General features: G+C 66.4%; 23 protein-coding genes. 13 read left to right on the top strand and 10 right to left on the bottom strand.

What is annotated here, in order from left to right:
• Positions 1-130 precede the first annotated feature (130 nt).
• Positions 131-3,514 (top strand): PAS domain S-box protein, encoded by a 3,384-nt coding sequence (locus OXS31_RS00520; protein WP_027600513.1) that lies wholly within the window; start codon positions 131-133, stop codon positions 3,512-3,514.
• A 1-nt stretch (position 3,515) separates the two neighbouring features.
• Here the strand turns inward: OXS31_RS00520 and OXS31_RS00515 are convergent, their stop codons facing one another.
• From OXS31_RS00515 to OXS31_RS00505, 3 genes are all read right to left on the bottom strand, one after another.
• Entirely contained in the window at positions 3,516-4,070 is a 555-nt protein-coding gene (locus OXS31_RS00515; protein ID WP_027600512.1) for a Sua5/YciO/YrdC/YwlC family protein, read from the bottom strand.
• 64 nt (positions 4,071-4,134) lie between these two features.
• Complete coding sequence (dprA, locus tag OXS31_RS00510) at positions 4,135-5,220, bottom strand: DNA-processing protein DprA (RefSeq protein WP_027600511.1); 1,086 nt, start codon at positions 5,218-5,220, stop codon at positions 4,135-4,137.
• A gap of 51 nt (positions 5,221-5,271) precedes the next feature.
• Positions 5,272-6,303 (bottom strand): LysM peptidoglycan-binding domain-containing protein, encoded by a 1,032-nt coding sequence (locus OXS31_RS00505; protein WP_027598734.1) that lies wholly within the window; start codon positions 6,301-6,303, stop codon positions 5,272-5,274.
• A 231-nt stretch (positions 6,304-6,534) separates the two neighbouring features.
• On the opposite strand from OXS31_RS00505, the gene def reads away from it, so the two are divergent.
• The 4 genes from def to OXS31_RS00485 are packed head-to-tail and all read left to right on the top strand — an operon-like array spanning position 6,535 to position 9,671.
• The gene (gene def, locus OXS31_RS00500; RefSeq protein WP_007160149.1) at positions 6,535-7,041 is read left to right on the top strand and encodes a peptide deformylase; all 507 of its coding nucleotides are present in this window, start codon (positions 6,535-6,537) and stop codon (positions 7,039-7,041) included.
• Between the two features lie 58 nt (positions 7,042-7,099).
• Entirely contained in the window at positions 7,100-8,044 is a 945-nt protein-coding gene (fmt, locus tag OXS31_RS00495) for a methionyl-tRNA formyltransferase (protein WP_027598733.1), read from the top strand.
• The gene (gene rsmB / locus OXS31_RS00490) at positions 8,041-9,342 is read left to right on the top strand and encodes a 16S rRNA (cytosine(967)-C(5))-methyltransferase RsmB (protein WP_144954704.1); all 1,302 of its coding nucleotides are present in this window, start codon (positions 8,041-8,043) and stop codon (positions 9,340-9,342) included. Before fmt ends, rsmB begins: the two co-directional genes overlap by 4 nt.
• An 11-nt stretch (positions 9,343-9,353) precedes the next feature.
• Positions 9,354-9,671 (top strand): tetratricopeptide repeat protein, encoded by a 318-nt coding sequence (locus tag OXS31_RS00485; RefSeq protein WP_007160146.1) that lies wholly within the window; start codon positions 9,354-9,356, stop codon positions 9,669-9,671.
• On the opposite strand, the gene OXS31_RS00480 is transcribed toward OXS31_RS00485, so the two are convergent.
• The 3 genes from OXS31_RS00480 to OXS31_RS00470 form a co-directional block, all read right to left on the bottom strand.
• Complete coding sequence (locus OXS31_RS00480) at positions 9,662-9,934, bottom strand: PilZ domain-containing protein (protein WP_007160145.1); 273 nt, start codon at positions 9,932-9,934, stop codon at positions 9,662-9,664. The two genes, OXS31_RS00485 and OXS31_RS00480, sit on opposite strands and share 10 nt — an antisense overlap.
• 171 nt (positions 9,935-10,105) lie before the next feature.
• Positions 10,106-10,993 carry a lysophospholipid acyltransferase gene (locus OXS31_RS00475; protein WP_044341240.1) on the bottom strand — a complete coding sequence of 296 codons (888 nt, stop codon included), beginning with the start codon at positions 10,991-10,993 and terminating at the stop codon, positions 10,106-10,108.
• Positions 10,994-11,083: 90 nt separating this feature from the next.
• Positions 11,084-11,668 carry a DNA-3-methyladenine glycosylase I gene (locus OXS31_RS00470; RefSeq protein ID WP_027598729.1) on the bottom strand — a complete coding sequence of 195 codons (585 nt, stop codon included), beginning with the start codon at positions 11,666-11,668 and terminating at the stop codon, positions 11,084-11,086.
• 343 nt (positions 11,669-12,011) lie between these two features.
• Between OXS31_RS00470 and glyQ the strand changes: the two genes are divergently transcribed.
• Genes glyQ through OXS31_RS00450 form a run of 4 tightly spaced genes read left to right on the top strand, consistent with a single transcriptional unit; the run spans position 12,012 to position 16,323 of the window.
• Positions 12,012-12,977 (top strand): glycine--tRNA ligase subunit alpha, encoded by a 966-nt coding sequence (glyQ, locus tag OXS31_RS00465; protein ID WP_027598728.1) that lies wholly within the window; start codon positions 12,012-12,014, stop codon positions 12,975-12,977.
• A complete protein-coding gene (gene glyS / locus OXS31_RS00460; protein WP_027598727.1) occupies positions 12,977-15,034 on the top strand; it encodes a glycine--tRNA ligase subunit beta in 2,058 nt (685 codons plus the stop codon). The genes glyQ and glyS overlap by 1 nt, the downstream gene beginning before the upstream one ends.
• A gap of 3 nt (positions 15,035-15,037) precedes the next feature.
• Positions 15,038-15,580, top strand: a complete 543-nt coding sequence (gmhB, locus tag OXS31_RS00455; protein WP_027598726.1) for a D-glycero-beta-D-manno-heptose 1,7-bisphosphate 7-phosphatase — start codon at positions 15,038-15,040, stop codon at positions 15,578-15,580.
• Positions 15,580-16,323 carry a lysophospholipid acyltransferase family protein gene (locus tag OXS31_RS00450; protein ID WP_027598725.1) on the top strand — a complete coding sequence of 248 codons (744 nt, stop codon included), beginning with the start codon at positions 15,580-15,582 and terminating at the stop codon, positions 16,321-16,323. The genes gmhB and OXS31_RS00450 overlap by 1 nt, the downstream gene beginning before the upstream one ends.
• 389 nt (positions 16,324-16,712) lie before the next feature.
• On the opposite strand, the gene gyrB is transcribed toward OXS31_RS00450, so the two are convergent.
• From gyrB to dnaA, 4 genes are read right to left on the bottom strand one after another with little or no spacing between them, the layout of a single operon-like run.
• Positions 16,713-19,133 carry a DNA topoisomerase (ATP-hydrolyzing) subunit B gene (gyrB, locus tag OXS31_RS00445; RefSeq protein WP_027598724.1) on the bottom strand — a complete coding sequence of 807 codons (2,421 nt, stop codon included), beginning with the start codon at positions 19,131-19,133 and terminating at the stop codon, positions 16,713-16,715.
• A complete protein-coding gene (gene recF, locus OXS31_RS00440; RefSeq protein ID WP_007160137.1) occupies positions 19,130-20,239 on the bottom strand; it encodes a DNA replication/repair protein RecF in 1,110 nt (369 codons plus the stop codon). The genes gyrB and recF overlap by 4 nt, the downstream gene beginning before the upstream one ends.
• A gap of 10 nt (positions 20,240-20,249) precedes the next feature.
• On the bottom strand, positions 20,250-21,353 hold the full coding sequence (gene dnaN / locus OXS31_RS00435; protein ID WP_007160136.1) for a DNA polymerase III subunit beta: 1,104 nt from the start codon (positions 21,351-21,353) through the stop codon (positions 20,250-20,252).
• Between the two features lie 28 nt (positions 21,354-21,381).
• On the bottom strand, positions 21,382-22,851 hold the full coding sequence (gene dnaA / locus OXS31_RS00430; RefSeq protein WP_007160135.1) for a chromosomal replication initiator protein DnaA: 1,470 nt from the start codon (positions 22,849-22,851) through the stop codon (positions 21,382-21,384).
• Between the two features lie 526 nt (positions 22,852-23,377).
• On the opposite strand from dnaA, the gene rpmH reads away from it, so the two are divergent.
• From rpmH to yidC, 4 genes are read left to right on the top strand one after another with little or no spacing between them, the layout of a single operon-like run.
• Entirely contained in the window at positions 23,378-23,512 is a 135-nt protein-coding gene (gene rpmH, locus OXS31_RS00425; protein ID WP_007160134.1) for a 50S ribosomal protein L34, read from the top strand.
• A 12-nt stretch (positions 23,513-23,524) separates the two neighbouring features.
• Entirely contained in the window at positions 23,525-23,926 is a 402-nt protein-coding gene (rnpA, locus tag OXS31_RS00420; protein ID WP_007160133.1) for a ribonuclease P protein component, read from the top strand.
• Entirely contained in the window at positions 23,919-24,167 is a 249-nt protein-coding gene (yidD, locus tag OXS31_RS00415) for a membrane protein insertion efficiency factor YidD (protein ID WP_007160132.1), read from the top strand. Before rnpA ends, yidD begins: the two co-directional genes overlap by 8 nt.
• Before the next feature lie 2 nt (positions 24,168-24,169).
• Complete coding sequence (gene yidC, locus OXS31_RS00410) at positions 24,170-25,885, top strand: membrane protein insertase YidC (RefSeq protein ID WP_027598723.1); 1,716 nt, start codon at positions 24,170-24,172, stop codon at positions 25,883-25,885.
• Positions 25,886-25,929 lie beyond the last annotated feature (44 nt).

Below are 25,929 nucleotides of genomic sequence, written 5' to 3'. Positions count from 1 at the left end.
AAATCGTGACAGCCATTAAGTTTCCTGCAGCCAGGCGGCACGACGGGGGTAAACGCCGGTCTATGTCGGACAGTCAGGTCGTCACGGCCTTGACGTTCTTTCAAGAATCGGCCGGATCGCTGCCCTTGTCATGCCTATCTCCAGCCCCCTCGCCAGCCTGCTCGACACCGCCACGGACACGGCGCTGATCACCCTGACCGCCGACGGGCGGATCGGGCAGTGGTGCCCGGCCGTCGCCCGGCTGCTGGGCTGGACGGCGCAGGACTGGCTCGGTGAATCCATCGTCGGCCTGCTGCTCCCGGAGCCGCCGGCCGACGGCTGGCTGACTGCCCTCGAACGCTGCCAGACCCAGGGCCTGCGCCACCGCGACGGTCACCTGGTACGCCTCGACCTGCACCTGGTGCCGCTGCGCCGGGCGGATGTCCCCGTGGGCTGGCTGCTGCACGTCTGGCAGGCCCCGGCGAGCCGGGCCCGGTTTGCCGCCCGGCGCAGTGCCGAGCGCGACCTGCCGCAACGCCTGCAGGCGCTCGGCGAATGGTCACGGCGTCTCAGCGGCACCACGGATCTCGCCGCCCTGCGGCTGTGCGCCACCCAGGCCCTGCGCGACCTGACCGACGATCCCCAGGCGCGGCTGCTGTCCGTGGCCGAGGCCGGCAGTCCGCCAACGGGTCAGTTGCTCATCCCATTCGGCCCGGCCACTCAGCCCCTGGGCTATCTGCAGCTGGGCAGCGCCGTCGAGGCGGACACCCGGCTGCTGCTGGATCAGTTGGCCCTGCTGCTGGGTGCCCTGCTGGTGCGGCAGCAGACCCAGGATCAGGCCCGACACCTCGAACGGCGCCTGTCGCTGGAACAGGGCCTGTTGGCCAGCGTGCTGCAGCAGGCACCCCTGGGCATCTCCATCACCGAGGCCGGCAGCGAAGAAGCGGTGATGCTCAACGACCGAGTCGACATCCTCCTCGGCAAGCGTCCGGCCGGCGAGACGCTGGACGAGCGCTATGGCGCTATCGGCGCCCTGCACGCCAATGGTCAGCCCTATGCGGTGGACGACTATCCCACGGTACGGGTGCTGCGCAGCGGCCAGGCAGTGGCGCCGGAGTTGATGCGCTATCGGCGACCCGACGGCAGCATCCGGCTGCTGGAAGTATCCAGCGCACCGGTCCGCTCGGCCACCGGCGAGGTGATCGCCTCGGTCACCCTGTTCGATGACGTCCAGCAGCGGGTCGATGCGGAAACCGCCCTGCGCGAACACAGCGCGCGCCTGGCCAGCCTGATCAACCAGGCGGCGGTCGGCATCTGCCAGACCGACGCCCGCGGGCGCATCCTGCTCGCCAATCGACGCTATTGCGAATTGCTCGATCGCAACGAGGTGGGGGTGCTGGAACAGACCCTGCAGGCCCAGACCCATCCCGAGGATCGGGCCGTCCTGGAGCGCCATCTCGACACCCTGCGCGAGCGCGGCGACAGCTTCAAGCTGGACCAGCGTTTCCTGCGCCCCGACGGTTCGGTGGTCTGGGTCAGTCTGCATGGCTCGCCGCTGCAATCGGAAATCGGCCAGGAACTGTCGGTAAGCCTGGTGGTGGTCGATCTCACCCAGCGCAAGCAGGCCGAAGCCGCGCTGCACCTGTCCAACCAGCGCTTCCGCAATGCCGTGGAGGCGGTGCAGGGGGTGGTCTGGACCACCAATGCCCAGGGCCATCTGCTTGGCGAACAACTCGCCTGGAGCACCCTGACCGGGCAGAGCTATGCCCAGTATCAGCAGGACGGCTGGGCCGATGCCCTGCATCCCGAAGACTCATCCCGCACCCTGCGTCGCTGGCGCCTGGCGGTGCAGCAGCAGGTGGACTTCCACGACGAACACCGCCTGCGCTGTCGCGACGGCCAGTGGCGCACCTTCAGCGTGCGCGCCCTGCCGGTGCGGGAGAACGGCGTGGTCTGCGAATGGGTGGGCGTGCACACCGACGTCAGCGAGATCCGCATGGCCGAGCACCGCCTGCGGCGCCTGGCCGAATTGCTGGAACAGCGGGTCCACGAGCGCACCGTCGAGCGTGACCGCATGTGGCGCGTGGCCGACGACCTGCTCGGCGTCATCCAGGGACAACGCTGGCTCAGCCGCAACCCCGCCTGGGGCCGCACCCTGGGCTGGGACGACGAGGAATTGCGCCACCAGCCGCCGACCTCGCTGGAGCATCCGGACGATCCACCGGTGTTTCCGCGTCTGGCCGCCCTGCGCCACGGCGAGGTGCTCAGCGATCTGCCCGGGCGCCTGCGCACCCGCGACGGCGCCTGGCGCCACATGATGTGGAAGGCCACCGCCGATCACGACGGACGCATCTATGTCTTCGGCCGCGACGTCACCGTCGAGCACGATGCCGCCCTGGCCCTGCAGAATGCCGAAGCCGCCCTGCGCCAGGCGCAGAAGATGGAAGCCATCGGCCATCTCACCGGTGGCATCGCCCACGACTTCAACAACCTGCTCACCGGTATCAGCGGTTCCCTGGAGTTGCTGCGCCGGCGTCTCGACCAGGGTCGTCACGACAACCTGCAGCGCTACCTGGACACCGCCGAGCAATCCGCCACCCGCGCCGCGGCCCTGACCCATCGGCTGCTGGCCTTCGCGCGCCGGCAGACCCTCGACCCGCGGCCGGTGGACGTCAACGACCTGATCCTGTCCCTGGAAGAACTCTTCCAGCGCACCCTGGGCGAACGCATCAGCCTGCGCAGCAGCCTCGCGCTGCAACTACCGCCGGCGCGCACCGACACCAACCAGCTGGAAAACGCCCTGCTGAATCTGGTGATCAACGCCCGCGACGCCATGCCCGAGGGCGGCCAGCTGACCCTGGAAACCGCCCTTGATCACCTCACCGACCTGGCCGCCGAACACGACCTGCCGCCGGGCGACTATGTGCGTCTGACCATCGCCGACACCGGCAGCGGCATGCCCGCCGAGGTGGTGGACCGCGCCTTCGATCCCTTCTTCACCACCAAGCCCATCGGCCAGGGCACCGGCCTGGGCCTGTCGATGCTCTATGGCTTCATCAAGCAGTCCGGTGGCCACGTGACCCTGGAGAGCGAATTGGGCAGTGGCACCCGGGTCAGTCTCTGGCTGCCCTGTGCCCAGCCCGAGCGGCCGGCGGCGAGCGCGACGCCCCAGGCGGCCATCGCCCAGAGTCGGGGCGAACGCCTGCTGCTGGTGGAAGACGATGTCTCGGTGCGGCTGCTGCTGCGCGAGATGCTCACCGAGCTGGGCTATCGCGTGCGCACCGCGGCCAGTGCCTCGGCGGCGCTCACCCTGGTCGACGGCGACCTGCCCTGTGACCTGCTGATCACCGATCTCGGCCTGCCGGATCTCGATGGCGCCGAGCTGGCAGGACGCCTGCGCGAGCGCTGGCCGGAGCTGCCGGTGCTGTTCGTCAGCGGTCACGCCGAGCGCCCGACGCCGAACGGCGAGCCCTCGCTGGCCAAGCCGTTCCAGATCGATGCCCTGGCGCGGTTGCTGCGCCAGCTGCTGGACTGACCTAGGGTCGGAAGACCTTGCCGGTCACCAGGTCGCGAATCACGCTGGGATTTTTGCGCCCGCCCAGTTCACCCGTGAGGATGCCGTCGAGGCCCTTGGGAAAGTATTGCTGAACCCGCAACCGCGTGCGGGCGGCCGGGCGACCGGCGGGATTGGCCGAGGTGGAGATCAGCGGCCCGGTCAGGGCGCAGAGTTCGCCCACCAGGGGATGCTCGGAGACTCGCAATGCCACGGTGGCGTGGGCGCCGGTCACCCAGCCGGGCAGGCGATTGTGGTGCGGCACCAGCCAGGTGTTGGGCCCCGGCCAGGTGCTGGCCAGCTTGGCCAGGGACTCTTCCGGCAGATCGTGCAGCAGGAAGTCGAACTGGCGGATGTTGTCGGCCACCAGGATCAGACCCTTTTCCATGGGCCGATGCTTGAGCATCAGCAGGCGATAGACCGCGGCCTGATCCCAGGGATCGCAGCCCAGGCCCCAGACGGCCTCGGTGGGGTAGGCCAGGACGCCCCCCTCGCGCACGATTCGCGCCGCCTGCCGCACTCGCCAGCTGTTGTGCATCGCCTTGCCTCCGCCAAATCCCTGAAGTCTACCCGAGCGCGCCGCCGATGCCAGTCATCCCCCGCTAGCCGAGGCGACACCAGCTGCCCTGCTGCGCCACGATCCGGCCTTCCAGCTCCAGCTCGGTCAGCTGGACCAGCACCTCCGGCAGCGACAGCTCGCAGAGCCGCGCCAGTTCTTCGCTGTTGAGCGGTCCGGCGGCCAGCTGGCGCAACAGGGGATGCTCCTCGACCGCCGCGGTGGTAGCGAGCGGGGCCAGGCTGCGCCAGCCCTGCAGGGCTTCGAGGATGTGTTCCACGCCTTCCACCAGCTGCGCGCCCTCGCGGATCAGCTGGTGACAGCCGCGAGCCCCGGGATGATGAATGGAGCCGGGCAGGGCGAACACCTCGCGGCCCTGTTCGGCGGCCAGGCGCGCGGTGATCAGCGAACCGCTGGAAGGACTGGCCTCCACCACCAGGGTACCCAGGCTGAGACCGCTGATGATCCGGTTGCGCCGTGGAAAGTTGCCGGCCTGGGGCGTGCAGTCCAGTGGCAACTCCGAGACCAGCACGCCGCCCTCGGCCAGCAGGCGCCGGGCGAGCCCCAGGTGCCGGCGCGGATAGAGCTGCCGCAGGCCGGTGCCGAGCACGGCGACCGTGCCGCCGCCGGCGTCCAGGGCGCCCTGGTGCGCCGCGCCATCGATGCCCAGCGCCAGGCCACTGGTGATGCAGAAGCCGGCCGCGGCCAGGCTGTGGGCGAAGCGCCGGGCATTGTCCAGTCCCTGGGCGCTGGCCTGGCGACTGCCGACCAGGGCCAGTTGCGGCCGTTCGAGCAACTCGATCCGTCCTTCGACGAACAGCAGCGGGGGTGGATCGGCGATCTCGGCGAGCAGCGCCGGATAGCGCTCGTCGCCCAGGCAGAGCAGGTGGCGTTCGGGGCCGTCCAGCCAGGCCAAGGCCTGGTCGACCCGTTCGCGGGTGGCGGGGCTGCGGCGGGCCTCCGCGGCCACCGCCGGCAGGCGCAGGGCGCGCCAGGCGGAGGCCGGGGCACTGAGGGCGGCGCTGGCGCTGCCAAAGGCGTCCAGCAGCAGGCGCTGGCGCACGGCGCCGAGTTCGGGGAGTGCGTGCAGGCGCAGCCGAGCGTCCAGCTCGGCAGGGGAGAAGCTGGCCATGGTGTCGTCCTTGAGGGTGGCCGGTCGCCGTCCTGGCGACCCGGGAGGGGGTTAGGGGTTGCGCACCTTGTCCATGATCGCCAGCTGGCGGGTGGCGGTCAGGATCAGGCCGTAGCTGATCTTGTCGTAGGTGCGAAACACCATCAGCAGGCCGGCGCGCTCGTCGGGGATCTTCACCAGCTCGCCGGTGATGCGATCACGCACCGTCTCGCCGGTCTTGTAGACCGCCAGCACGTTGCCCTCGGCCAGGCCGTCACGAGCGCCCTTGTTGAGGGTCACCACATCGAACTGGCCGACCTGGGTGACGCCACGCGGCACATCGAGGATCAGGCCGTTGATGTCGCGGGCCGGGGCGCTGGGCATGAAGGTGGAGTTCACCAGCCGCTCCTCGGTGGGGAACAGCCGGTCGCCCAGGCGCACCTCCTGGGTGGTGCGGGTCAGGCGCAGGGTGGCGATGTCGCCCTCCTGGGCGACCAGATCGGCGCTGCCGATGAAGTCGCCATTGATGCCGAGGAAGGCGCCGGTCTTGGGATCGACATAGGTCTTGCCCTGGCGGTAGATGCCATAGGCCGAGACCCCCGGCTGCAGCTTGCCGCGCACATAGATGCGATCGCCGGCGCCGCTCACCACCCGCTCGGCGTTGCCGGCCACCACATAGGGCGCCGCCTGGAACTGTTCGGCCGAATCGATGGCGCGATTCTGCAAGAGGAAGCTGTTGACCGCTTCCAGCGGAATGGCCGGGATGGCTTCGGCGATGGGCGTGCTGCGCACCGTGGGCGACAGCTTGACCGTGCCGCGCGAGGCGCCGCGGTTGAGCTGCAGGCGCGGCTGACCGTCGACATAGCTCAGTACCAGGGTGTCGCCGGGATAGATGAGATGGGGATTCTTGATCTGCGGATTGGCCTGCCAGATCTCCGGCCATTCCCAGGGTTTGCTGAGGAATCTGGCGGAGATGTCCCAGAGGGTATCGCCGCGAACCACGGTGTAGCTTTCCGGGTGATCCTGACGCAGGGTGACCGCTGCGTACGCCGACTGCAGGGCGCCCCCTGCAACCAGCAGCAGGGCGAACAAAGATTTCCTCATGCGTCGAATCCCTTTACACTCTTGGCCTTGAAGAACCGTCTTCACGCAAACGTCGGGGAATCGCCCCAGTCGTGCCCTGATCGCCACCTTTGTCGGCACCGGGCAGCGCAGGCGCTCATCCCCGTCGACCGACGTCATCCACCACTCGGGACCAGCCCGAGCCGGGTGGAAACAACGCTGCGGCATCTTAGCAGCGCCCCTTGACTGTATTCCACAAGTGCCCTCAACGCCATGGCGATCCTAGACATCCTCGAATTCCCCGATCCCCGCCTGCGCACCGTCGCCAAGCCCATCGACACGGTGGACGACGCCCTGCGCCAGACCATCGACGACATGTTCGAGACCATGTACGAAGCGCCCGGCATCGGTCTGGCCGCCACCCAGGTCAACGTGCATCGCCGCCTGGTGGTGATCGACGTCAGCGAAGACAAGAGCGAGCCGCTGGTCTTCATCAATCCCGAGGCCGAGCCGCTCACCCAGGAACTGGGCGAGTACCAGGAAGGCTGCCTGTCGATTCCCGGCTTCTACGAAAAGGTCTGCCGCCCCGAGCGCGTCCGGGTCAAGGCCCTGGATCGCGACGGCAAGCCCTTCGAGCTGGAATGCGACGGCCTGCTGGCGGTGTGCATCCAGCACGAGATCGATCACCTCGACGGCAAGCTGTTCGTCGACTACCTGTCGCCGCTCAAGCGCGATCGCATCAAGAAGAAGCTCGAAAAGCAGCAGCGCCACAAGGCCTGATCGCCCTGGCGGACGGCGTCTTCGGCGTCCGCCGCTCGCCCTTTCCGCCAGGTCCGCCATGTCCAGATCCCTCCGCCTCGTCTTCGCCGGAACCCCGGAATTCGCCGCCGTGCACCTGCAGGCGCTGATCGATGCCGGTTATCCCATCGCCGCCGTCTATACCCAGCCGGATCGCCCCGCCGGGCGTGGCCAGAAACTGGCCATGAGTCCGGTCAAGCAGCTGGCGCTGAGCCACGGCATTCCCGTGCAGCAGCCGCCGACCCTGCGCGATCCCGCGGCCCAGGCCACCCTGGCGGCGCTGGAACCCGATCTGCTGGTGGTGGTGGCCTACGGCCTGATCCTGCCCCAGGCGGTGCTCGACATCCCGCGCCTGGGCTGCATCAACAGCCATGCCTCGCTGCTGCCGCGCTGGCGCGGCGCGGCGCCCATCCAGCGCGCCCTGGAGGCCGGCGATGCCGAATCCGGGGTCACCGTGATGCGCATGGAAGCCGGTCTGGATACCGGTCCCATGCTGAGCAAGGTGAGCACACCGCTGACCGCCGACGATACCGGCGGCAGCCTGCACGATCGCCTGGCCAGCCTGGGCGCCGCCGCCGTGGTCCAGGCGCTGCCGGGTCTGGCCGACGGCAGCCTGGCGGGCGAGGTGCAGGACGATGACCTGGCCACCTATGCGCACAAGCTCAACAAGGACGAGGCCCGGCTGGACTGGGGCCGTCCGGCGGTGGAACTGGAGCGCCGTATCCGCGCCTTCGATCCCTGGCCGCTGTGCCACACCGCCCTGGCCGGCGAACCGCTCAAGGTCTGGGCCGCGGAGCTGGCCGCAGGCCAGGGCGTTCCCGGCATGGTGCTGGATGCCGATCGCTCCGGCCTGCTGGTCGCCTGCGGTGAAGGCGCCCTGCGCCTGACCCGGCTGCAGCTGCCCGGGGGCAAGCCGCTGGGCTTCGCCGATCTCTACAACGCCCGTCGTGAGCGCTTCGCCCCCGGTCAGGTGCTGGGTCTATGAATCCGCGGCTGGCAGCTACCCGCGCCCTGGCGGCGGTCCTCGCCGGCCGCGCCTCCCTCGGCAGCAGCCTGCCCGAGCAACTGGCCAAGGTCGATCCGCGTGACCGCGCCCTGGCCCAGGATCTGGCCTTCGGCACCGCCCGCTGGCAGCCGCGCCTGTCGCTGCTGGCGGAAAAGCTCATGGATAAACCCTTCAAGGCCGGCGACCGCGATCTCGAAGCCCTGCTGCTGATCGGGCTCTACCAGCTGTTCCATACGCGCATCCCCGCCCACGCCGCCATCGGCGAGACGGTGGGCTGCGTCGACAAGCTGAAGAAATCCTCGGCCAAGGGCCTGCTCAACGCCGTGCTGCGCCGCGCCCAGCGCGAATACGACAGCCTGCTGCCGGCCCTGGAGCATGACCCGGCGGCGCGCCTGGCCCATCCGCGCTGGCTGCAGAAAGCCCTCAAGGCGCGCTGGCCGGAGCACTGGGAAGCCATCGCCACGGCCAACAACCTGCACCCGCCGCTGATCCTCAGGGTCAATCGTCGCCAGGGCAGTCGCGATGCCTATCTGGCCGAGCTGGCCGCCGCCGGTATCGACGCCGTGCCCTGCGCCTTCAGCGCCGACGGCATCCGCCTGCTGCAGCCCCAGGACGTCACCGCCCTGCCGGGTTTTGCCGCGGGTCGCTTGAGCGTGCAGGACGAAGCCGCGCAGCTGGCGGCCGAACTGCTGGAACTGGCGCCCGGCCAGCGGGTGCTGGACGCCTGCGCCGCGCCCGGGGGCAAGACCTGCCATCTGCTGGAACGTGAGCCGGGGCTGGCCGAGGTGGTGGCGCTGGACGCCGATGCCGGCCGCCTGCAGCGGGTCGAGCAGAATCTGGCGCGTCTGGGCCTCACCGCGCGCACCCTGGCTGCCGATGGCCGTGCCGTGGCCGACTGGTGGGACGGCACGCCCTTCCAGCGCATCCTGCTGGACGCCCCCTGCAGCGCCACCGGGGTGATCCGCCGCCATCCGGACATCAAGCTGACCCGCCAGGCCAGCGACATCGCGCCCCTGGTGCAGCTGCAGGGCGAGTTGCTGGACGCCCTCTGGCCGACGCTGGAGGTGGGCGGCATCCTGGTCTACGCCACCTGTTCGGTGCTACCGGAAGAAAACAGCAGTAACCTCGCCGCCTTTCTCGCCCGCACCCCTGGCGCCCGCGAACTGGACATCCCCGCTACCTGGGGCCTTGCCCAGCCCCATGGTCGCCAGCTCCTGCCGCAGCCCGACGGCCATGACGGCTTCTACTACTGCAAGCTGATCAAGATCGCCAAGTAGGAGACCTCGCCATGCTCGAATCCCTGGAGAAGATGCTCGCCCGCGGCCAGGACAACGCCCTGCTCAGATTCGGTCTGGGCAAGGGCTATCTGGATGCCGGAGAGCCGGCGCGGGCGATCGAGCACCTGGCGCGCTGCGTGGAATTCGATCCGGCCTATTCGGCGGCCTGGAAACTGCTGGGCAAGGCCCATGAGGGGAGTGGCGACCTGGCCAGCGCCGAGGCGGCCTGGACCCAGGGCCTGCAGGCGGCGCAGGCCAGGGGCGACAAGCAGGCGGAAAAGGAGATGACGGTGTTTCTCAAGCGCCTGGCGCGCCGCGCTCAGTCCTGATCGCGCAGGAATCTGAGGCCCGCGCCGTCACCGTCGGTGCGCATGACTTCCATGGTCACCTTGGGCGCTTCGATCGGCAGGTCGAGCACCTGGCCGACCACGCGGGTGCCCTGCGGCAGCCGGGTCAGCTCGGGGTGCACCACATAGACGCCGCCATCGGACAGGTCGCGGGTCTCGCCGACGATCTCGCCATCCGGATAGGCGATCCACAGCCGGCACTTGAGCGGGGTACGGGTATGCTGGCGCTGATCGCGCGAATTCATCGCCTGACTCCCTGGCTTAGGCGCTCCCTTGAGGTCCTGGCAGCTTCCGGCAAAGCCCGGCGCCTGTCAGCCGCGCACCGACCGAACGGTGCTGGCGAAGCGCCGAGCGATAGCTCATGGGATGACCGCTCGAGGTTCAGCGCCCGGGCATGACCCGGGCTGGCAAACGGCCTAGTACCACTTCTCCTCGCCATCCGGGCGATTCTTGAACCTCTTCATGCTCCACATGTACTGGGTCGGATAGCGCCGCACGTAGCCGGCCAGTACCTCGCTCATGGCGGCCACCGAGACCTCCGGATCCGGGTCGTACATGGCCGCGGGCGCGGCTTCCAGGATCACCTTGTAGCCGCTGCCGTCCGCCAGGCGCACGGCATGGAAGAACACCCCACGGGCCTTGCCGCGCGCCAGCAGCGAGGGCACGAACTTGCTGGTCAGGGCGGTGGTGCCGAGGAAGGGCACGAAGAGGCCGGCGCTGCGACTCGGCTCGGGATCGGCCGGAATGCCCACGGCGCCGCCGCGCCGGACTTCCTTGATCACGCTGATGATGCCTTCCGGGGTGGAGGGCGCCACCCGATTGCCCAGCTGTACCCGCTGGCGCTTGAGCAGCTCGTCCACCGCCTTGAGCTTGGGCGGCCGGTAGAAGATGATCGGCTTGGCGTGGGAGCAGTAGAAGTGGTTGAGCAACTCCCAGTTGCCCAGGTGGCTGGTGATGCCCACCACGCCATCGCCGGAGGCCAGGGCTTCCTGCAGGACGTCCATCCCTTCCACCTCGCGCACCAGGCGCAAGGAACGCTGCGGCGACCAGATCCAGGCGCAGGCGCTTTCGGTCAGGGTCTTGCCGATGCCGCGCAGGCACTCGCGCGACAGCCGTTCCAGACCGGCGGCATCGAGTTCGGGAAAACAGTGGGCGAGGTTGATGCGGGTGACCTTGCTGGCGCGGGTCGGCAGCTTCCACATGCACCAGCCGATGAATCCACCCAGGCGCTGCACCAGCGGCCAGGGCAGCAGGGCGAAAAGGCGCAGGAAGGCGATCATCAGCGCGCCTTTGAATCTTTCCAAAAGAGGGGCTCCTGTCTGAATGCCCAGACAGTTTACCGTCTACAGACCCCGGAAACGTTAAGAAAACGTAAGGTTCGCGCCAACTGGCAGCTATACATTCGACTTTTCCTGCAGCTCTGCCGACGCAGACGCCAATTCGCCATGGCGGTCGCAGTCGAGGGTATGGTCCATGACCAGGCCCATGGCCTGCATGAAGGCATAGCAGATGGTCGGCCCGACAAAGGTGAAACCGGCCCGCTTGAGCGCCTTGCTCATGGCCTCGGCTTCCGGGGTGATCGCCGGCACCTCGCTACGATCACGGAAACGATTGATGCGCGGAGTACCGCCGACAAAGGACCACAGCCAGCCGGCAGGGTCTTCGAGGCGCAACCAGGCCTGGGCATTCTGACGAGCGGCGCGCAGCTTGGCGCCATTGCGGATGATGCCCGGGTCCTGCATCAGCACCGCGATCTCGGCATCGCTCAGTTGCGCCAGGCGCCTGGGATCGAAGCCATGCAGCACCTGACGATAGCGCTCGCGCTTCTTCAGCACGGTGATCCACGACAGTCCGGCCTGGAAGCCCTCCAGCAGGAGGAATTCGAAGAGCACCGCCGGATCGCGCTGGGGCACGCCCCATTCGTGGTCGTGATACTCGATGTACAACGGATCGGCGGTGCACCAGAAGCAACGCGGCATGGCAAAGACTCGGTCGAGGAGGGAAGGCCTCACCTTAGCGCAATTGCCCGACAGCGGAGGCGAGTCATAACCGCCTCTGGAATGGGTAGTATGGCGAATGCTCTGAACGCACGTTTCTAACAGGCCGCAGGCGCTGCTACCGTAGGAGCAGCTACCTTTATCGCGGCCATGGGCCGCTCCTACAGGCCAACCCGTATCTGTAGGAGCGGCCCATGGCCGCGATAAAGCGCGCAGCCGGCCATCCCCGCCAAATACCGCCGGGCAGCCCTACGAGCCCATGCGGTCCCTCCCGGCTTTCGGCTATACTCCCCGGCTTTTCGTCGCAGCCGAACGGGTATTTTTCGTGAGCCAGTCCAAGCCCACCGTGCGCACCTTCCAAGACTTGATCCTGGCCTTGCAGCAATACTGGGCCGAGCAGGGCTGCGTGGTACTCCAGCCCTATGACATGGAAGTCGGCGCCGGTACCTTCCACACCGCCACCTTCCTGCGCGCCATCGGTCCCGAGACCTGGAACGCCGCCTATGTGCAGCCCAGCCGCCGCCCCACCGACGGCCGCTACGGCGAGAACCCCAATCGCCTGCAGCACTACTACCAGTTCCAGGTGGTCTTGAAGCCCAACCCGGACAACTTCCAGGAGCTCTACCTCGGCTCCCTGGCCGCCATCGGCCTGGATCCGCTGGTGCACGACGTGCGCTTCGTTGAGGACAACTGGGAATCGCCCACCCTGGGCGCCTGGGGTCTGGGCTGGGAAGTCTGGCTCAACGGCATGGAAGTCACCCAGTTCACCTACTTCCAGCAGGCCGGCGGTCTCGAGTGCTATCCGGTGACCGGCGAGATCACCTATGGCCTGGAGCGCCTGGCCATGTACCTGCAGGGCGTGGATTCGGTCTATGACCTGATCTGGGCCGACGGCCCCTTCGGCACCGTGACCTACGGCGACGTCTTCCACCAGAACGAGGTGGAGCAGAGCACCTACAACTTCGAGCACGCCAATGTGCCCAAGCTGTTCGAACTGTTCGACTTCTACGAGTCCGAGGCCAATCGCCTGATCGCCCTGGACCTGCCGCTGCCCACCTACGAGATGGTGCTCAAGGCCTCCCACACCTTCAACCTGCTGGACGCCCGCCGGGCCATCTCGGTGACCGAGCGCCAGCGCTACATCCTGCGCGTGCGCACCCTGGCGCGCAGCGTCGCCCAGGGCTACTTCAAGGCCCGGGCCCGGCTGGGCTTCCCGCTGGCCAGCCCCGCGCTGCGTGACGAGGTCCTGGGTCGCGACGATGTCCAGGCGCTGCTCAAGGAGGGCGAATGATGAGCACCACTCTGGATTTCCTGGTCGAACTGGGTACCGAAGAACTGCCACCCAAGGCGCTCAAGACCCTTGGCGACAGCTTTCTCGCCGGCATCGAGAAGGGTCTCAAACAGGCCGGTCTCGGCTATGCCGGCGCCCGCGCCTATGCCGCGCCGCGCCGTCTGGCGGTGCTGGTCGAAGCCCTGCAGACCCAGCAGCCCGAACGTAGCGTCAACCTGGACGGCCCGCCGCTCCAGGCCGCCTTTGGCGCCGATGGCCAGCCGACCCAGGCGGCCCTGGGTTTCGCCCGCAAGTGTGGCGTCGACATCAGCGCCATCGACCGCAGCGGTCCCAAGCTGAGATTCTCCCAGAGCATTCCCGGTCAACCGGCGGCCAGCCTGCTGCCCGGCATCGTCGAAGCCTCCCTGGCCGAGCTGCCGATTCCCAAGCGCATGCGCTGGGCCGCCCGCCGCGAGGAATTCGTGCGCCCGACCCAATGGCTGGTGATGCTGCTGGGTGACGAGGTCATCGACTGCGAGATCCTGACCCGCCGCGCCGGCCGTGAGTCCCGTGGCCATCGCTTCCACCATCCCGACGCCGTGCGCATCAGCGCGCCGGCCCACTATGCAGCCGACCTGCGCGCCGCCCATGTGCTGGCCGACTTCGCCGAACGGCGTCAGCTGATCGAGTCCCGCGTGGCCGAACTGGCCGCGGCGGAGCAGGGCAGCGCCGTGGTGCCGCCCGCGCTGCTGGACGAGGTGACCGCCCTGGTGGAATGGCCGGTGCCGCTGGTCTGCGCCTTCGAGGAACGCTTCCTCGAGGTGCCCCAGGAAGCCCTGATCACCACCATGCAGGACAACCAGAAGTACTTCTGCCTGCTGGACGCCCAGGGCAAGCTCCTGCCGCGCTTCATCACCGTGGCCAACCTGGAGAGCAAGGATCCGGCGCAGATCGTCAGCGGCAACGAGAAGGTGGTCCGCCCCCGTCTCACCGACGCCGAATTCTTCTTCAAGCAGGACCAGAAGCAGCCGCTGGAAAGCTTCAACGAGCGCCTCAAGAACGTGGTCTTCCAGGCCCAGCTCGGCACCGTCTACGACAAGGCCCAGCGCGTCGCCGCCCTGGCCGCCTTTATCGCCGAACGCATCGGCGGTGATGCCGAGCGCGCCCACCGCGCCGGTGTGCTCGCCAAGTGCGACCTGGCCACCGAGATGGTCGGCGAATTCCCGGAGATGCAGGGCATCGCCGGCTACTACTACGCCAAGAAGGGCGGCGAGGCCGACGACGTGGCCCTGGCGCTCAACGAGCAGTACATGCCGCGCGGCGCCGGCGCCGAATTGCCGCAGACCCTGACCGGGGCCGCCGTGGCCCTGGCCGACAAGCTCGACACCCTGGTCGGCATCTTTGGCATCGGCATGCTGCCCACTGGCAGCAAGGACCCCTTCGCCCTGCGGCGTCAGGCCCTGGGGGTGCTGCGCATCCTCATCGAGAAGGGCCTGGAGCTGGATCTGCCGGCCGCCGTCGCCTTCGCCATCGCCGGTTACGGCGAGCGGGTCAAGGCCGCGGGGCTGCAGGAGCAGGTGCTGGACTTCGTCTTCGACCGGCTGCGTGCCCGCTACGAGGACGAAGGCGTCGACACCGCCGCCTACCTGGCGGTACGCGCCCTGCGTCCGGCTTCGGCGCTGGACTTCGATCAGCGCGTCCAGGCCGTGCAGGCCTTCCGCCGCCTGCCCGAGGCCGAAGCCCTGGCCGCCGCCAACAAGCGCGTCTCCAACCTCCTCGGCAAGTTCGAGGGCACGGTCGCCACCCAGGCCGATGCCGCTCTGTTCGAGACCGACGCCGAGCGCACCCTGGCCGCGGCCATCGCCGATGCCGAGCGAGAAGCCGCGCCCCTGGCCGAAGCCCGCCGTTATCGCGAAGCCCTGGAGCGCCTGGCCAGCCTGCGCGCCCCGGTGGATGCCTTCTTCGACGAGGTGCTGGTCAACGCCGAGGACGAGCGCGTCCGCGCCAATCGCTATGCGCTGCTCGCCCACCTGCGTGGCCTGTTCCTGGGCATCGCCGACATCTCGGTGCTGGGCTAGGGCATGAAGCTGATCGTGCTGGACCGCGATGGCGTCATCAATGTCGATTCCGATGACTACGTGCGCAGCGCCGAGCAGTGGCAACCGCTGCCCGGCAGCCTCGCCGCCATCGCTCGCCTGAACCGGGCCGGTTGGCAGGTGGCCGTGGCCACCAACCAGTCCGGCCTGGCCCGCGGCTACTTCACGGAAGACGACCTGACGGCCATGCACGAGAAACTGCAGCGGCTGCTGGCGGAGGAGGGCGGTCGGGTCGACCTGATCCTGCACTGCCCCCATGGCCCGGAAGCGGGCTGCGACTGCCGCAAGCCGCTGCCCGGCCTGTTTCGCGCCATCGCCCACCACTATGGCCGTGCCGACCTGAGCGGCGTGCCGGTGGTGGGCGACAGCCTGCGCGATCTGGAAGCCGGCGTGGCCCTTGGCTGCACGCCCTGTCTGGTGCGGACCGGCAAGGGTGAACGCACCCTGGCCAAGCCTTTGCCAGCCGGCACCCGGGTCTTCGTCGACCTGGCCGCGGTGGCTGATCACCTGCTCGAGGAAGCGCCCTGATGCGGCTCTTGCGTACCCTGTTGTTCTATGTGCTGCTGGGAACCAGCGGCATCCTCTGGTCCTGCGTCAGCCTGCTGATCGCGCCCTTCCTCGCCTATCGCGCCCGCTATCGGCTGGTGGTCAAGGCCTGGACCGGTTTCGCCGTCTGGCTGGCCAAGGTCATCTGCGGCATCCGCTACGAGATCGAAGGCCTGGAAAACGTCCCGGCGCAGCCCTGCGTGATCGTGGCCAACCACCAGAGCACCTGGGAAACCTTTTTCCTGTCCGCCCAGTTCGAGCCCACCTCCCAGGTGATCAAGCGCGAATTGCTGCGGATCCCCTTCTTTGGCTGGGCCTTCTCGCTGCTCAAGCCGATCGCCATCGACCGTGACAACGGCAAGCTGGCCCTGCAGCAGCTGACGGAGCAGGGCGGTCGCTACCTGGCCCAGGGTTGCTGGGTGCTGATCTTTCCCCAGGGTACCCGCATCGATCACGGCCAGATGGGCAAGTTCTCTCGCGGTGGCGCCGCCCTGGCCTGCAGCCTGAACGTGCCCATCCTGCCCATCGCCCATGACGCCGGTGCCTACTGGCCCAATCGCTCCTGGATCAAGTCGCCGGGGACCATCAAGGTCAGCATCGGTCCGCTGCTCCATCCCCAGGGTCAGGATCCGCGCGCCATCGTCGATCTCAATGCCCGCTGCTTCGCCTTCATCGAACAGGCTCTGGCGACCAAGCCCGACGCCAGTCCCGCCCGCGCTGCGTAGCCTGACCGCCAGGCCGCGAGGCCTGGCTGTTTCCACCCCTTTTCCGCCCTTTTCCCACAGGCTTATCCACAGGCCAGATCAAGCCTTTGGTGTGGGCGGATTTTGGCCCGCTACCTCGGATGAGTCTTCATCCACAAGTACCGACAAGCTTATTCCCAGGCTTATCCACAGGATCATCCGTTATAGCCTGTGTCTCTATGCCGCATGGCACGGCCTCTTTACGCAAATTTTCTGTGGTGATCAAAAGCGGCTGAGGAAAACTATCCACAAAACCTCTGGCTATAAGATGAACGGCGTTCACTCCCGGGGAACGAAACGCTGCGGTTCTCTAGGCAGAATGTTTTCCACAAAAAAGCCCCGCATGGCGGGGCTTGTGCATAACCGCGGGATCAGACGTCGAGGTTCGACACGGCCAGGGCGTTGCTCTCGATGAAGTCGCGGCGCGGCTCCACCTGGTCGCCCATCAGGGTGTTGAAGATCTGATCGGCGGCGATGGCGTCCTCGATGGTCACCTGCAGCATGCGGCGCACGTTCGGGTCCATGGTGGTTTCCCACAGCTGATCCGGATTCATCTCGCCCAGGCCCTTGTAGCGCTGGATGTTGAATCTCTTGCTGGTCTCCACCATCAGCCATTCCCAGGCCTCCTTGAAGGTGCTGACCGGGCGCCGGCGTTCGCCGCGCTTGGCGTAGGCGCCTTCCTCCAGCAGGTTGTCCAGCTGGGCGGCCAGCTCGGTCACCAGGCGGTAATCGTTGCTGCCGAAGAAATCCCGGTTGAAGGTGACGTAGCTGGACAGGCCGTGGGCACGGGTCTCGACCTCCGGCAGCCACAGGCTGCGCTCGCGGTCTTCGCGCAGGCTCAGGGTGTAGGTGGTGCCATTGCGCTCGGCAGCCTTCAGGCGCGTCTCCAGGCCGGCCAGCCACTGGCGCATGGCCGCCTCGTCACCCAGCTGCTCCACGCCCACGCGGGGCAGGTACAGCAGGTGCTCGCTGACATCGGCCGGATAGAGGCGCGACAGGCGCTTGAAGGTCTTCATCACCTGGCGATAGCTGTTCACCAGCTTCTCGAGTTCCACGCCGGACAGGCCCGGGGCGTTCTCGTTGACGTGCAGGCTGGCTTCCTCGAGGGCGGTCTGGGTCAGGTATTCCTCCATCGCCTCGTCGTCCTTGATGTACTGCTCCTGCTTGCCACGCTTCACCTTGTACAGCGGCGGCTGAGCGATGTAGATGTAGCCCCGCTCGATCAACAGCGGCATCTGGCGGAAGAAGAAGGTCAGCAGCAGGGTACGGATGTGCGAACCGTCGACGTCAGCATCAGTCATGATGATGATGTTGTGGTAGCGCAGCTTGTCGATATTGAACTCTTCGCGACCGATACCGCAGCCCAGCGCGGTGATCAGGGTGCCCACCTCCTGGGAGGAGAGCATCTTGTCGAAGCGGGCCTTCTCGACGTTGAGGATCTTGCCCTTGAGCGGCAGGATCGCCTGGGTGCGCCGGTTGCGGCCCTGCTTGGCCGAACCACCGGCGGAGTCACCCTCCACGATGTAGAGTTCGGACAGCGCCGGGTCCTTTTCCTGGCAGTCCGCCAGCTTGCCGGGCAGACCGGCGATGTCCAGGGCGCCCTTGCGGCGGGTCATCTCCCGCGCCTTGCGCGCCGCTTCCCGGGCCCGGGCCGCGTCGATCATCTTGCCGACCACCGCCTTGGCCTCGTTGGGATTCTCCAGCAGGAAGTCGGAGAAGTACTTGCCCATCTCCTGCTCCACAGCGGTCTTCACCTCGGAGGAGACCAGCTTGTCCTTGGTCTGGGAGGAGAACTTGGGATCCGGCACCTTGACCGAGATGATGGCGGTCAGGCCTTCGCGGGCGTCGTCACCGGTGGTGGCCACCTTGAACTTCTTGGCCAGGCCCTCGGCCTCGATGTAGTTGTTCAGGTTGCGCGTCAGTGCCGAGCGGAAGCCCGCCAGGTGGGTACCGCCATCGCGCTGGGGAATGTTGTTGGTGAAGCAGAGGATGTTCTCGTTGAAGCTGTCGTTCCACTGCAGGGCCACTTCCACGCCGACGCCATCGTCGTCGCGCTGCACTTGGAAATGGAACACCTCGTTCACCGCGGTCTTGTTGGTGTTGAGGTAGTCGACGAAGGCACGCAGGCCGCCTTCGTACTTGAACAGCTCTTCCTTGCCGCTGCGCTCGTCGCGCAGGACGATGCCGACACCGGAGTTGAGGAAGGACAGCTCGCGAATCCGCTTGGCCAGGATGTCCCAGCTGAACTGGATGTTGCTGAAGGTCTCGGCGGACGGCTTGAAGTGCACCTGGGTACCGGTGGTGTCGGTCTCGCCGATCACCGCCAGCGGCGCCTGGGGCACGCCATGCACATAGACCTGCTCCCACACCTGGCCGGCGCGGCGAATGGTCAGCCGCAGCTCCTCGGACAGGGCGTTCACCACCGAGACGCCCACGCCGTGCAGGCCGCCGGACACCTTGTAGGTGTTGTCGTCGAACTTACCGCCGGCGTGCAGCACGGTCATGATGACCTCGGCCGCGGAAACGCCTTCTTCCTTGTGGATATCCACCGGGATGCCGCGACCGTTGTCGCGCACGGTGATGGATTCGTCCATGTGGATGGTGATGCTGATCTCGCTGCAGAAGCCGGCCAGGGCCTCGTCGATGGAGTTGTCCACCACCTCGAAGACCATGTGGTGCAGGCCGGTGCCGTCATCGGTGTCGCCGATGTACATGCCGGGGCGCTTGCGCACGGCATCCAGTCCCTTCAGCACCTTGATGCTGGAAGAGTCGTAGGTATTGGTCTCGCTCATGCTTGGCTCCCGCTAGTGTGGGTCTGCTTGATATGGCCGTGTTCCACGTGGAACACGCTGACCTCTGTCTCCGGCCGCCAGGCGGCCTGTAGCGTCTCGCGCTCGACACAGGTGATGAAGACTTGGCACTCCAGTGCCTCCAGCAGCCGGCACAAGGCCAGCCGGTGTCCCTCGTCCAGTTCCGAGGGCAGGTCGTCGATGAGATAGACGCACTGGCCCCGCTTGACCTGGTTGACCAGCCGCCCCTGGGCGATGCGCAGTGCGCACACCACCAGCTTCTGCTGGCCGCGCGACAGGATGTCCGCCGCGTTGTGATTGCCGATGCGGATCCGCAGGTCGGCGCGTTGGGGACCGGCCTGGGTATGCCCCAGCTGCAGATCCCGCGGCAGGCTGTCCGCCAGCACCTCGCGCAGATCGCGCTCGCGGTCCCAGCCGCGGTAGTAACTCAGGGTCAGGCCGTCGAGCTGGATCAGCTCGGCCAGCACTGCGGTGAATTCCGGTTTCAGGCGCTGGATGTAGGCCTGGCGAAAGCCATCGATCTCGGCACTGGCCAGGGCCAGTTCCTGATCCCAGGCGGCCTGCGCCGCAGGGTCGATTTTACCACGTCTGAGCCAGTGATTTCGCTGCCTGAGCGCCTTTTGCAGGCGTTGCCATAGGGGCAGAAAACGCTGTTCCTCGTGGAACACGCCCCAGTCGAGAAACTGCCGTCTGATCTTGGGACTGCCTTCGAGCAGCCGGAAGCCGTCAGGGTTGATCAGCTGCAGCGGCAGCACCTCGGCCAGCTGCGCCGCACTGCGGGCATTCTCGCCATTGATGCGGATCTGATAGTCGCCGCCGCGCTCGCGCTGGATGCCCAGGTTGCAATCCTGGCCCCCGGGCAGCCGCACCTGGCCGAACACCGTGCAGCTGGCCTGCTCGTGCTGGATGACCGGCGCCAGCTTGGTGCTGCGAAAGGAGCGGGCGAGGCCCAGCAGGTGGATGGCTTCCAGCAGGCTGGTCTTGCCGCTGCCGTTGGCGCCGTGCAGCAGGTTGACCCGGGGCGAGGGCTGAAGCGCGACCGCCTGCAGATTGCGCAGGCGGTCGGCGTTGAAGCGGATCAGCGTCATCGAGCGGCGATCAGAGGCGCATCGGCATCACGACATAGGAGGAATCGTCGTTGCCCGCCTCCTGCAACAGCGCACTGCTGCTGGAATCGGACAGGGTGATGCGCACCTGGTCGGTGGTCATCACGCCGAGCACGTCGAGCAGGTAGCTGACGTTGAAGCCGATCTCCAGGCTGCCGCCGTCGTAATCGACCTGCAGTTCTTCCTCGGCCTCTTCCTGCTCCGGGTTGTTGGCCTGGATCTTCATGAAGCCGTTTTCCAGCTGCAGGCGGATACCGCGGTACTTCTCGTTGGAGAGAATGGCGGTGCGGCTGAACGCCTCGCGCAGGTGCTGACGTTCGCCCAATACCAGCTTGTCGCCATGCCGCGGCAGGACGCGCTCGTAGTCGGGGAACTTGCCGTCCACCAGCTTGGAGGTAAAGGTGAAGTCCCCGGTGGTGGCGCGGATATGGTGCTGGCCCAGCACCACGTTGACCGGCTCTTCCGGCTCGGTGAGCAGGCGCGACAGTTCCAGGATGCCCTTGCGCGGCACGATGACCTGGTGCTTCTCGGCCTGGTCGACGTCGGCTTCCAGCATGCACATGGCCAGGCGGTGACCATCGGTGGCCACGGCGCGCAGGCGCCCGGTGCTGGCTTCGAGCAGCATGCCGTTGAGGTAGTAGCGCACGTCCTGCTGAGCCATGGCGAAGCCGGTGCGCTCGATCAGGCGGCGCAGGCGCCCCTGGGGAATGCTGAACTTCAGCGAACCCGGACCTTCCTCCACGGTGGGGAAGTCGTTGGCCGGCAGGGTGGACAGGGTGAAACGGCTGCGTCCGGCGCGGATCAGCAGCTTCTGCTCCTCGGTGCGGATGTCGATCAGCGCATCGGGCTGCAGGCTCTTGCAGATATCCATCAGCTTGCGCGCCGGCACGGTGATTTCGCCGGCTTCGGCGGCTTCTTCCAGATCGACCCGGCCAACCAGCTCGACTTCCAGGTCGGTACCGGTCAGCGACAGCCGCTGGCCTTCCACGACCAGGAGTACGTTGGACAGCACCGGCAGCGTTTGCCGACGTTCCACGACACCGGCCACCAGCTGCAGCGGTTTCAACAGGGCTTCGCGTTGAATGGTGAAATGCATGGTCAGGTCCTTGCCAGGGCCGCGTCCGTCAGGTCGTCAGGGTACGCAGCAGGTTCTTGTAATCCTCGCGGATATCCGCGTCGGATTCCCGAAGTTCGGCGATCTTGCGACAGGCGTGCAACACCGTCGTGTGATCGCGTCCGCCAAAGGCGTCGCCGATTTCCGGCAGGCTGTGGTTGGTCAGCTCCTTGGACAGCGCCATGGCGACCTGCCGCGGCCGGGCGACCGAACGCGAGCGGCGTTTGGACAGCAGATCGGCGATCTTGATCTTGTAGTACTCGGCCGCGGTGCGCTGGATGTTGTCGATGCTGACCAGCTTGTCCTGCAGCGCCAGGAGATCCTTGAGCGATTCGCGGATCAGCTCGATGGTGATGTCGCGGCCCATGAAGTGGGCATGGGCGATTACCCGCTTGAGCGCGCCTTCCAGTTCCCGCACGTTGGAGCGGATGCGCTGGGCAATAAAGAAGGCGGCGTCGTGGGGCAGGTCGACCTTGGCCTGGTCGGCCTTCTTCATCAGGATCGCCACCCGCGTTTCCAGCTCCGGGGGCTCCACCGCCACGGTGAGACCCCAGCCGAAGCGCGACTTGAGCCGCTCTTCCAGGCCGTCGATCTCCTTGGGATAGCGGTCGCTGGTGAGGATCACCTGTTGTCCACCTTCGAGCAGGGCATTGAAGGTGTGGAAAAACTCTTCCTGCGAACGCTCCTTGCGGGCGAAGAACTGGATGTCGTCGATCAGCAGCGCGTCCACCGAGCGGTAGAAGCGCTTGAATTCGTTGATGGCGTTGAGCTGCAGCGCCTTGACCATGTCGGCGACGAAGCGCTCCGAGTGCAGATAGACGATCTTGGCGTTCGGATTGCGCTTGAGCAGGTGGTTGCCCACCGCGTGCATCAGGTGGGTCTTACCCAGACCCACGCCCCCATAAAGGAAGAGCGGGTTGTACCCGTGCTTGGGATTGTCCGCCACCTGCCAGGCCGCGGCGCGGGCCAGCTGGTTGGACTTGCCCTCGACGAAGTTCTCGAAGGTGAAGGTGCGATTCAGGTAGCTCGTGTGCTTGAGCGCACCCTCCACCTGCACGGTGCGTTCGGTCTTGACCGCCGGCTCGTCGGCCTCGGCCAGTTCCGCGGTCACGTCTTCCAGGGCGACGCCCGCGGTGACGATGTCCGACTGGATCGGTTGCGGAGCCTGCACCGGAGGAGGCAGCGGGGTGCTCTGGCTGCTTGGCGTCTGCGCCGGACGCGGCTTGTTGCTGCGCTTGCTGCCGATCAACAGGGACAGCACCGGGGCGATGCCGTCGTCGGCATGTTCCTCGAGCAATTCGAGGATGCGGCTCAGGTACTTCTCGTTGACCCAGTCGAGCACGAAGCGATTGGGCGCGAACACCCGCAGCTCATCCCCTTCCGCTTCCACCTGCAGTGGCCGGATCCAGGTATTGAATTGTTGCGAAGGCAGCTCATCGCGCAGCACATCCACGCAACGTTGCCAGAGTTCGACCGACACAGCGTCTCCCAAGAACTGGAGCGGCCCGGACGGGCCATGAGCAAACGCCCATTGTATCCCTCCCCACCCGGGTTATCCACATGACCGCGCAGTTTCCCGGCAGATAGCCGTCACGACGGTAATGGGCGGACTCACGACCGTCAGCTCTGTGGATAACGCCGTCTGACCTCTCTGGACATCCCGGGGCTTTTCGCTGTGGATAATCCGACTGTGCGTAACCGCCTTGCTTATCCACAGCCTCTCAGCAGGCAGAGCACCCGAACTGCACCTGTTGAAAACAGACTTTCCGTCCCCGCTCCGAGCAGAGCCCGTCTGGCCTGGCACAATCTATCCACAGAAATCCGCTGCACCATACATATTCACTTCAACAGTCTTTTAAAACCTTCTGACCTGTTGATTTTATTTGCCTGGTCTCCTGTCAGCCGGTGCTGGTTGGAAATTGACCTGTACCGAGGCTTTCTCTAGAATCGCCGGTCTCTTTGCGCGGGGCACTCATGCCTTGCCGCTTTCACCTAGGTAAAAGTCCATGAAACGCACCTTCCAACCCAGCACCCTGAAGCGCGCCCGTGTCCACGGTTTCCGTGCTCGTATGGCAACCAAGAACGGCCGTCAGGTTCTGTCCCGTCGCCGTGCCAAAGGCCGCAAGCGTCTGGCGATCTGATTGCCCGGTCAGGTGGTGAGTCAGGGTTTCGGTCGGGACAGGCGCTTACTGAGCTCCCAACAGTTCCAAGCGGTCTTTGACTCTCCCACCCACAAGGCATCCGGCAAGCACCTGCTGCTGCTCGCCCATGCCAATGGGCTCGACCATTCCCGCCTCGGGCTGGTCATCGGCAAGAAGAGCGTCAAGCTTTCTGTCGAGCGCAATCGCATCAAGCGGGTCATCCGGGATTCCTTCCGTCTGAATCAGGACCGCCTGGGCAGCTTCGATCTGGTCTTCGTCGCCCGCAAGGGACTTGGCGAAGTCGACAATCCCGAATTGCACGATCAGCTGCTGCAACTGTGGAAACGTCTCAATCGCCAGGCGAGCAAGACCGTTGCCCACCCAATCGACAGTCCCGACGGTGCTCATGCGTAAACCGGCCCTGCTGCTGATTCGCTTCTACCGTTACGCCATCAGCCCCATGATGGCCAGTCACTGTCGTTTCTATCCGACCTGTTCCGGTTACGCCCTCGAAGCCATCGAGCGCCACGGGCTGCTGCGTGGTGGCTGGCTGACCACACGGCGACTGTGCCGGTGCCATCCCTGGCACTCAGGCGGATATGATCCCGTTCCTCCCGCAAAGAACCCAGCCCCGACCTCTTCGATGGCCGAGTAAACATGGATATCAAGCGCCCGCTACTCATTGCCGCCTTGGCGATCGTGTCCTACACCCTGGTTTTCCAGTGGAACAAGGATTACGGCCAGGCCGATCTGCCCACGGCCAAGACGCAGACCAGCGTCCTGCCGGGCGATACCCCCAACGTGCCCACCGACGTACCGGCCGATGCCAAGGCCGCGGCGCCAGTGGACAACTCGGCCGCCCAACCGAGCACCGCGCTCATCAAGGTGCGTACCGACGTCCTGGATCTGGCCATCGATCCGCGCGGTGGTGACATCGTCCAGCTCGGACTGGTGCAGTACCCCCGTCGCCAGGACCACCCCGACGTTCCCTTCATGCTGTTCGACAACGGCAACGAGCGTCTCTATCTGGCCCAGAGCGGCCTGACCGGTGCCAACGGACCCGACGCCAACAGCGCCGGTCGTCCGCTGTACACCTCGGCGCAGTCCAGCTACGTGCTCGCCGATGGCCAGCCGCAACTGGTGGTGGATCTCAAGTACCAGGCCAATGGCGTGGACTACACCAAGAGATTCACCTTCCACCGGGGCCTGAAGGTCGATTGTTCGGACGCCGAGAAGGCGCAGAAGAAGATCACCTGCATCAATCCGGACGCCTACCAGATCCAGGTCAGCTACCTGATCGACAACCACAGCGCCAACGCCTGGAACGGCGTGCTCTACGCCCAGCTCAAGCGTGACAAGAGCGGCGATCCCTCGGCCACCACCGCCACCGGCGTGTCCACCTACCTGGGCGCCGCGGTCGGCACCCCGGCCGAGCCCTACCGCAAGGTGTCCATGAGCGACATGGACAAGAACCGCCTGCAGGAATCCGTGCAGGGCGGCTGGGTGGGTTGGCTGCAGCACTACTTCGTCACCGCCTGGGTGCCGAACAAGGATGAGCAGCACCAGATCACCACCCGCAAGGATGCCCAGGGCAACTACATCGTCGGCTTCACCGGTCCGCAGTTCAGCGTGCCGGCGGGTGGCAAGGGCGAGACCTCGCTGACCCTCTATGCCGGTCCGAAGATCCAGGAGCACCTCAAGACCCTGTCCCACGGCCTGGAACTGACCGTCGACTACGGCTTCCTGTGGTTCATCGCCCAGCCGATCTTCTGGCTGCTGCAGCATATCCACAGCATCCTGGGTAACTGGGGCTGGTCGATCATCGTCCTGACCATCATCATCAAGATGCTGTTCTTCCCGCTGTCCGCCGCCAGCTACCGTTCCATGGCGCGCATGCGTGCCGTCGGCCCGCGACTGCAGGCGCTGAAGGAACAGTATGGCGACGATCGCCAGAAGATGTCCCAGGCGATGATGGAGCTGTACCGCAAGGAGAAGATCAATCCCCTGGGTGGCTGCCTGCCCATCGTGGTGCAGATGCCGGTGTTCCTGGCGCTGTACTGGGTGCTGCTGGAAAGCGTCGAGATGCGCCAGTCGCCCTGGATGTTCTGGATCACCGACCTGTCGGCCAAGGATCCCTTCTTCATCCTGCCGATCATCATGGGCGGTACCATGCTGGTGCAGCAGATGCTGAACCCGGCACCGCCGGATCCCATGCAGGCCAAGGTCATGAAGATGATGCCGATCATCTTCACCTTCTTCTTCCTGTGGTTCCCGGCCGGTCTGGTGCTGTACTGGATCGTCAACAACTGCCTGTCGATCCTGCAGCAGTGGTACATTACCCGGAAGATCGAGGCGGCCAGCAAGAAGGCCTGACCCCGCTCACCCTGTCCACACGACGCCCCTTGATTGGGGCGTCG

It is taken from the genome of Pseudomonas sp. GM_Psu_1 (assembly GCF_026544185.1).
In the GTDB taxonomy this organism is placed as follows: domain Bacteria; phylum Pseudomonadota; class Gammaproteobacteria; order Pseudomonadales; family Pseudomonadaceae; genus Chryseomonas; species Chryseomonas oryzihabitans.
The sequence above is the reverse complement of the archived record's forward strand: the minus strand, read 5'-3'. Positions and strand labels throughout refer to the sequence as shown.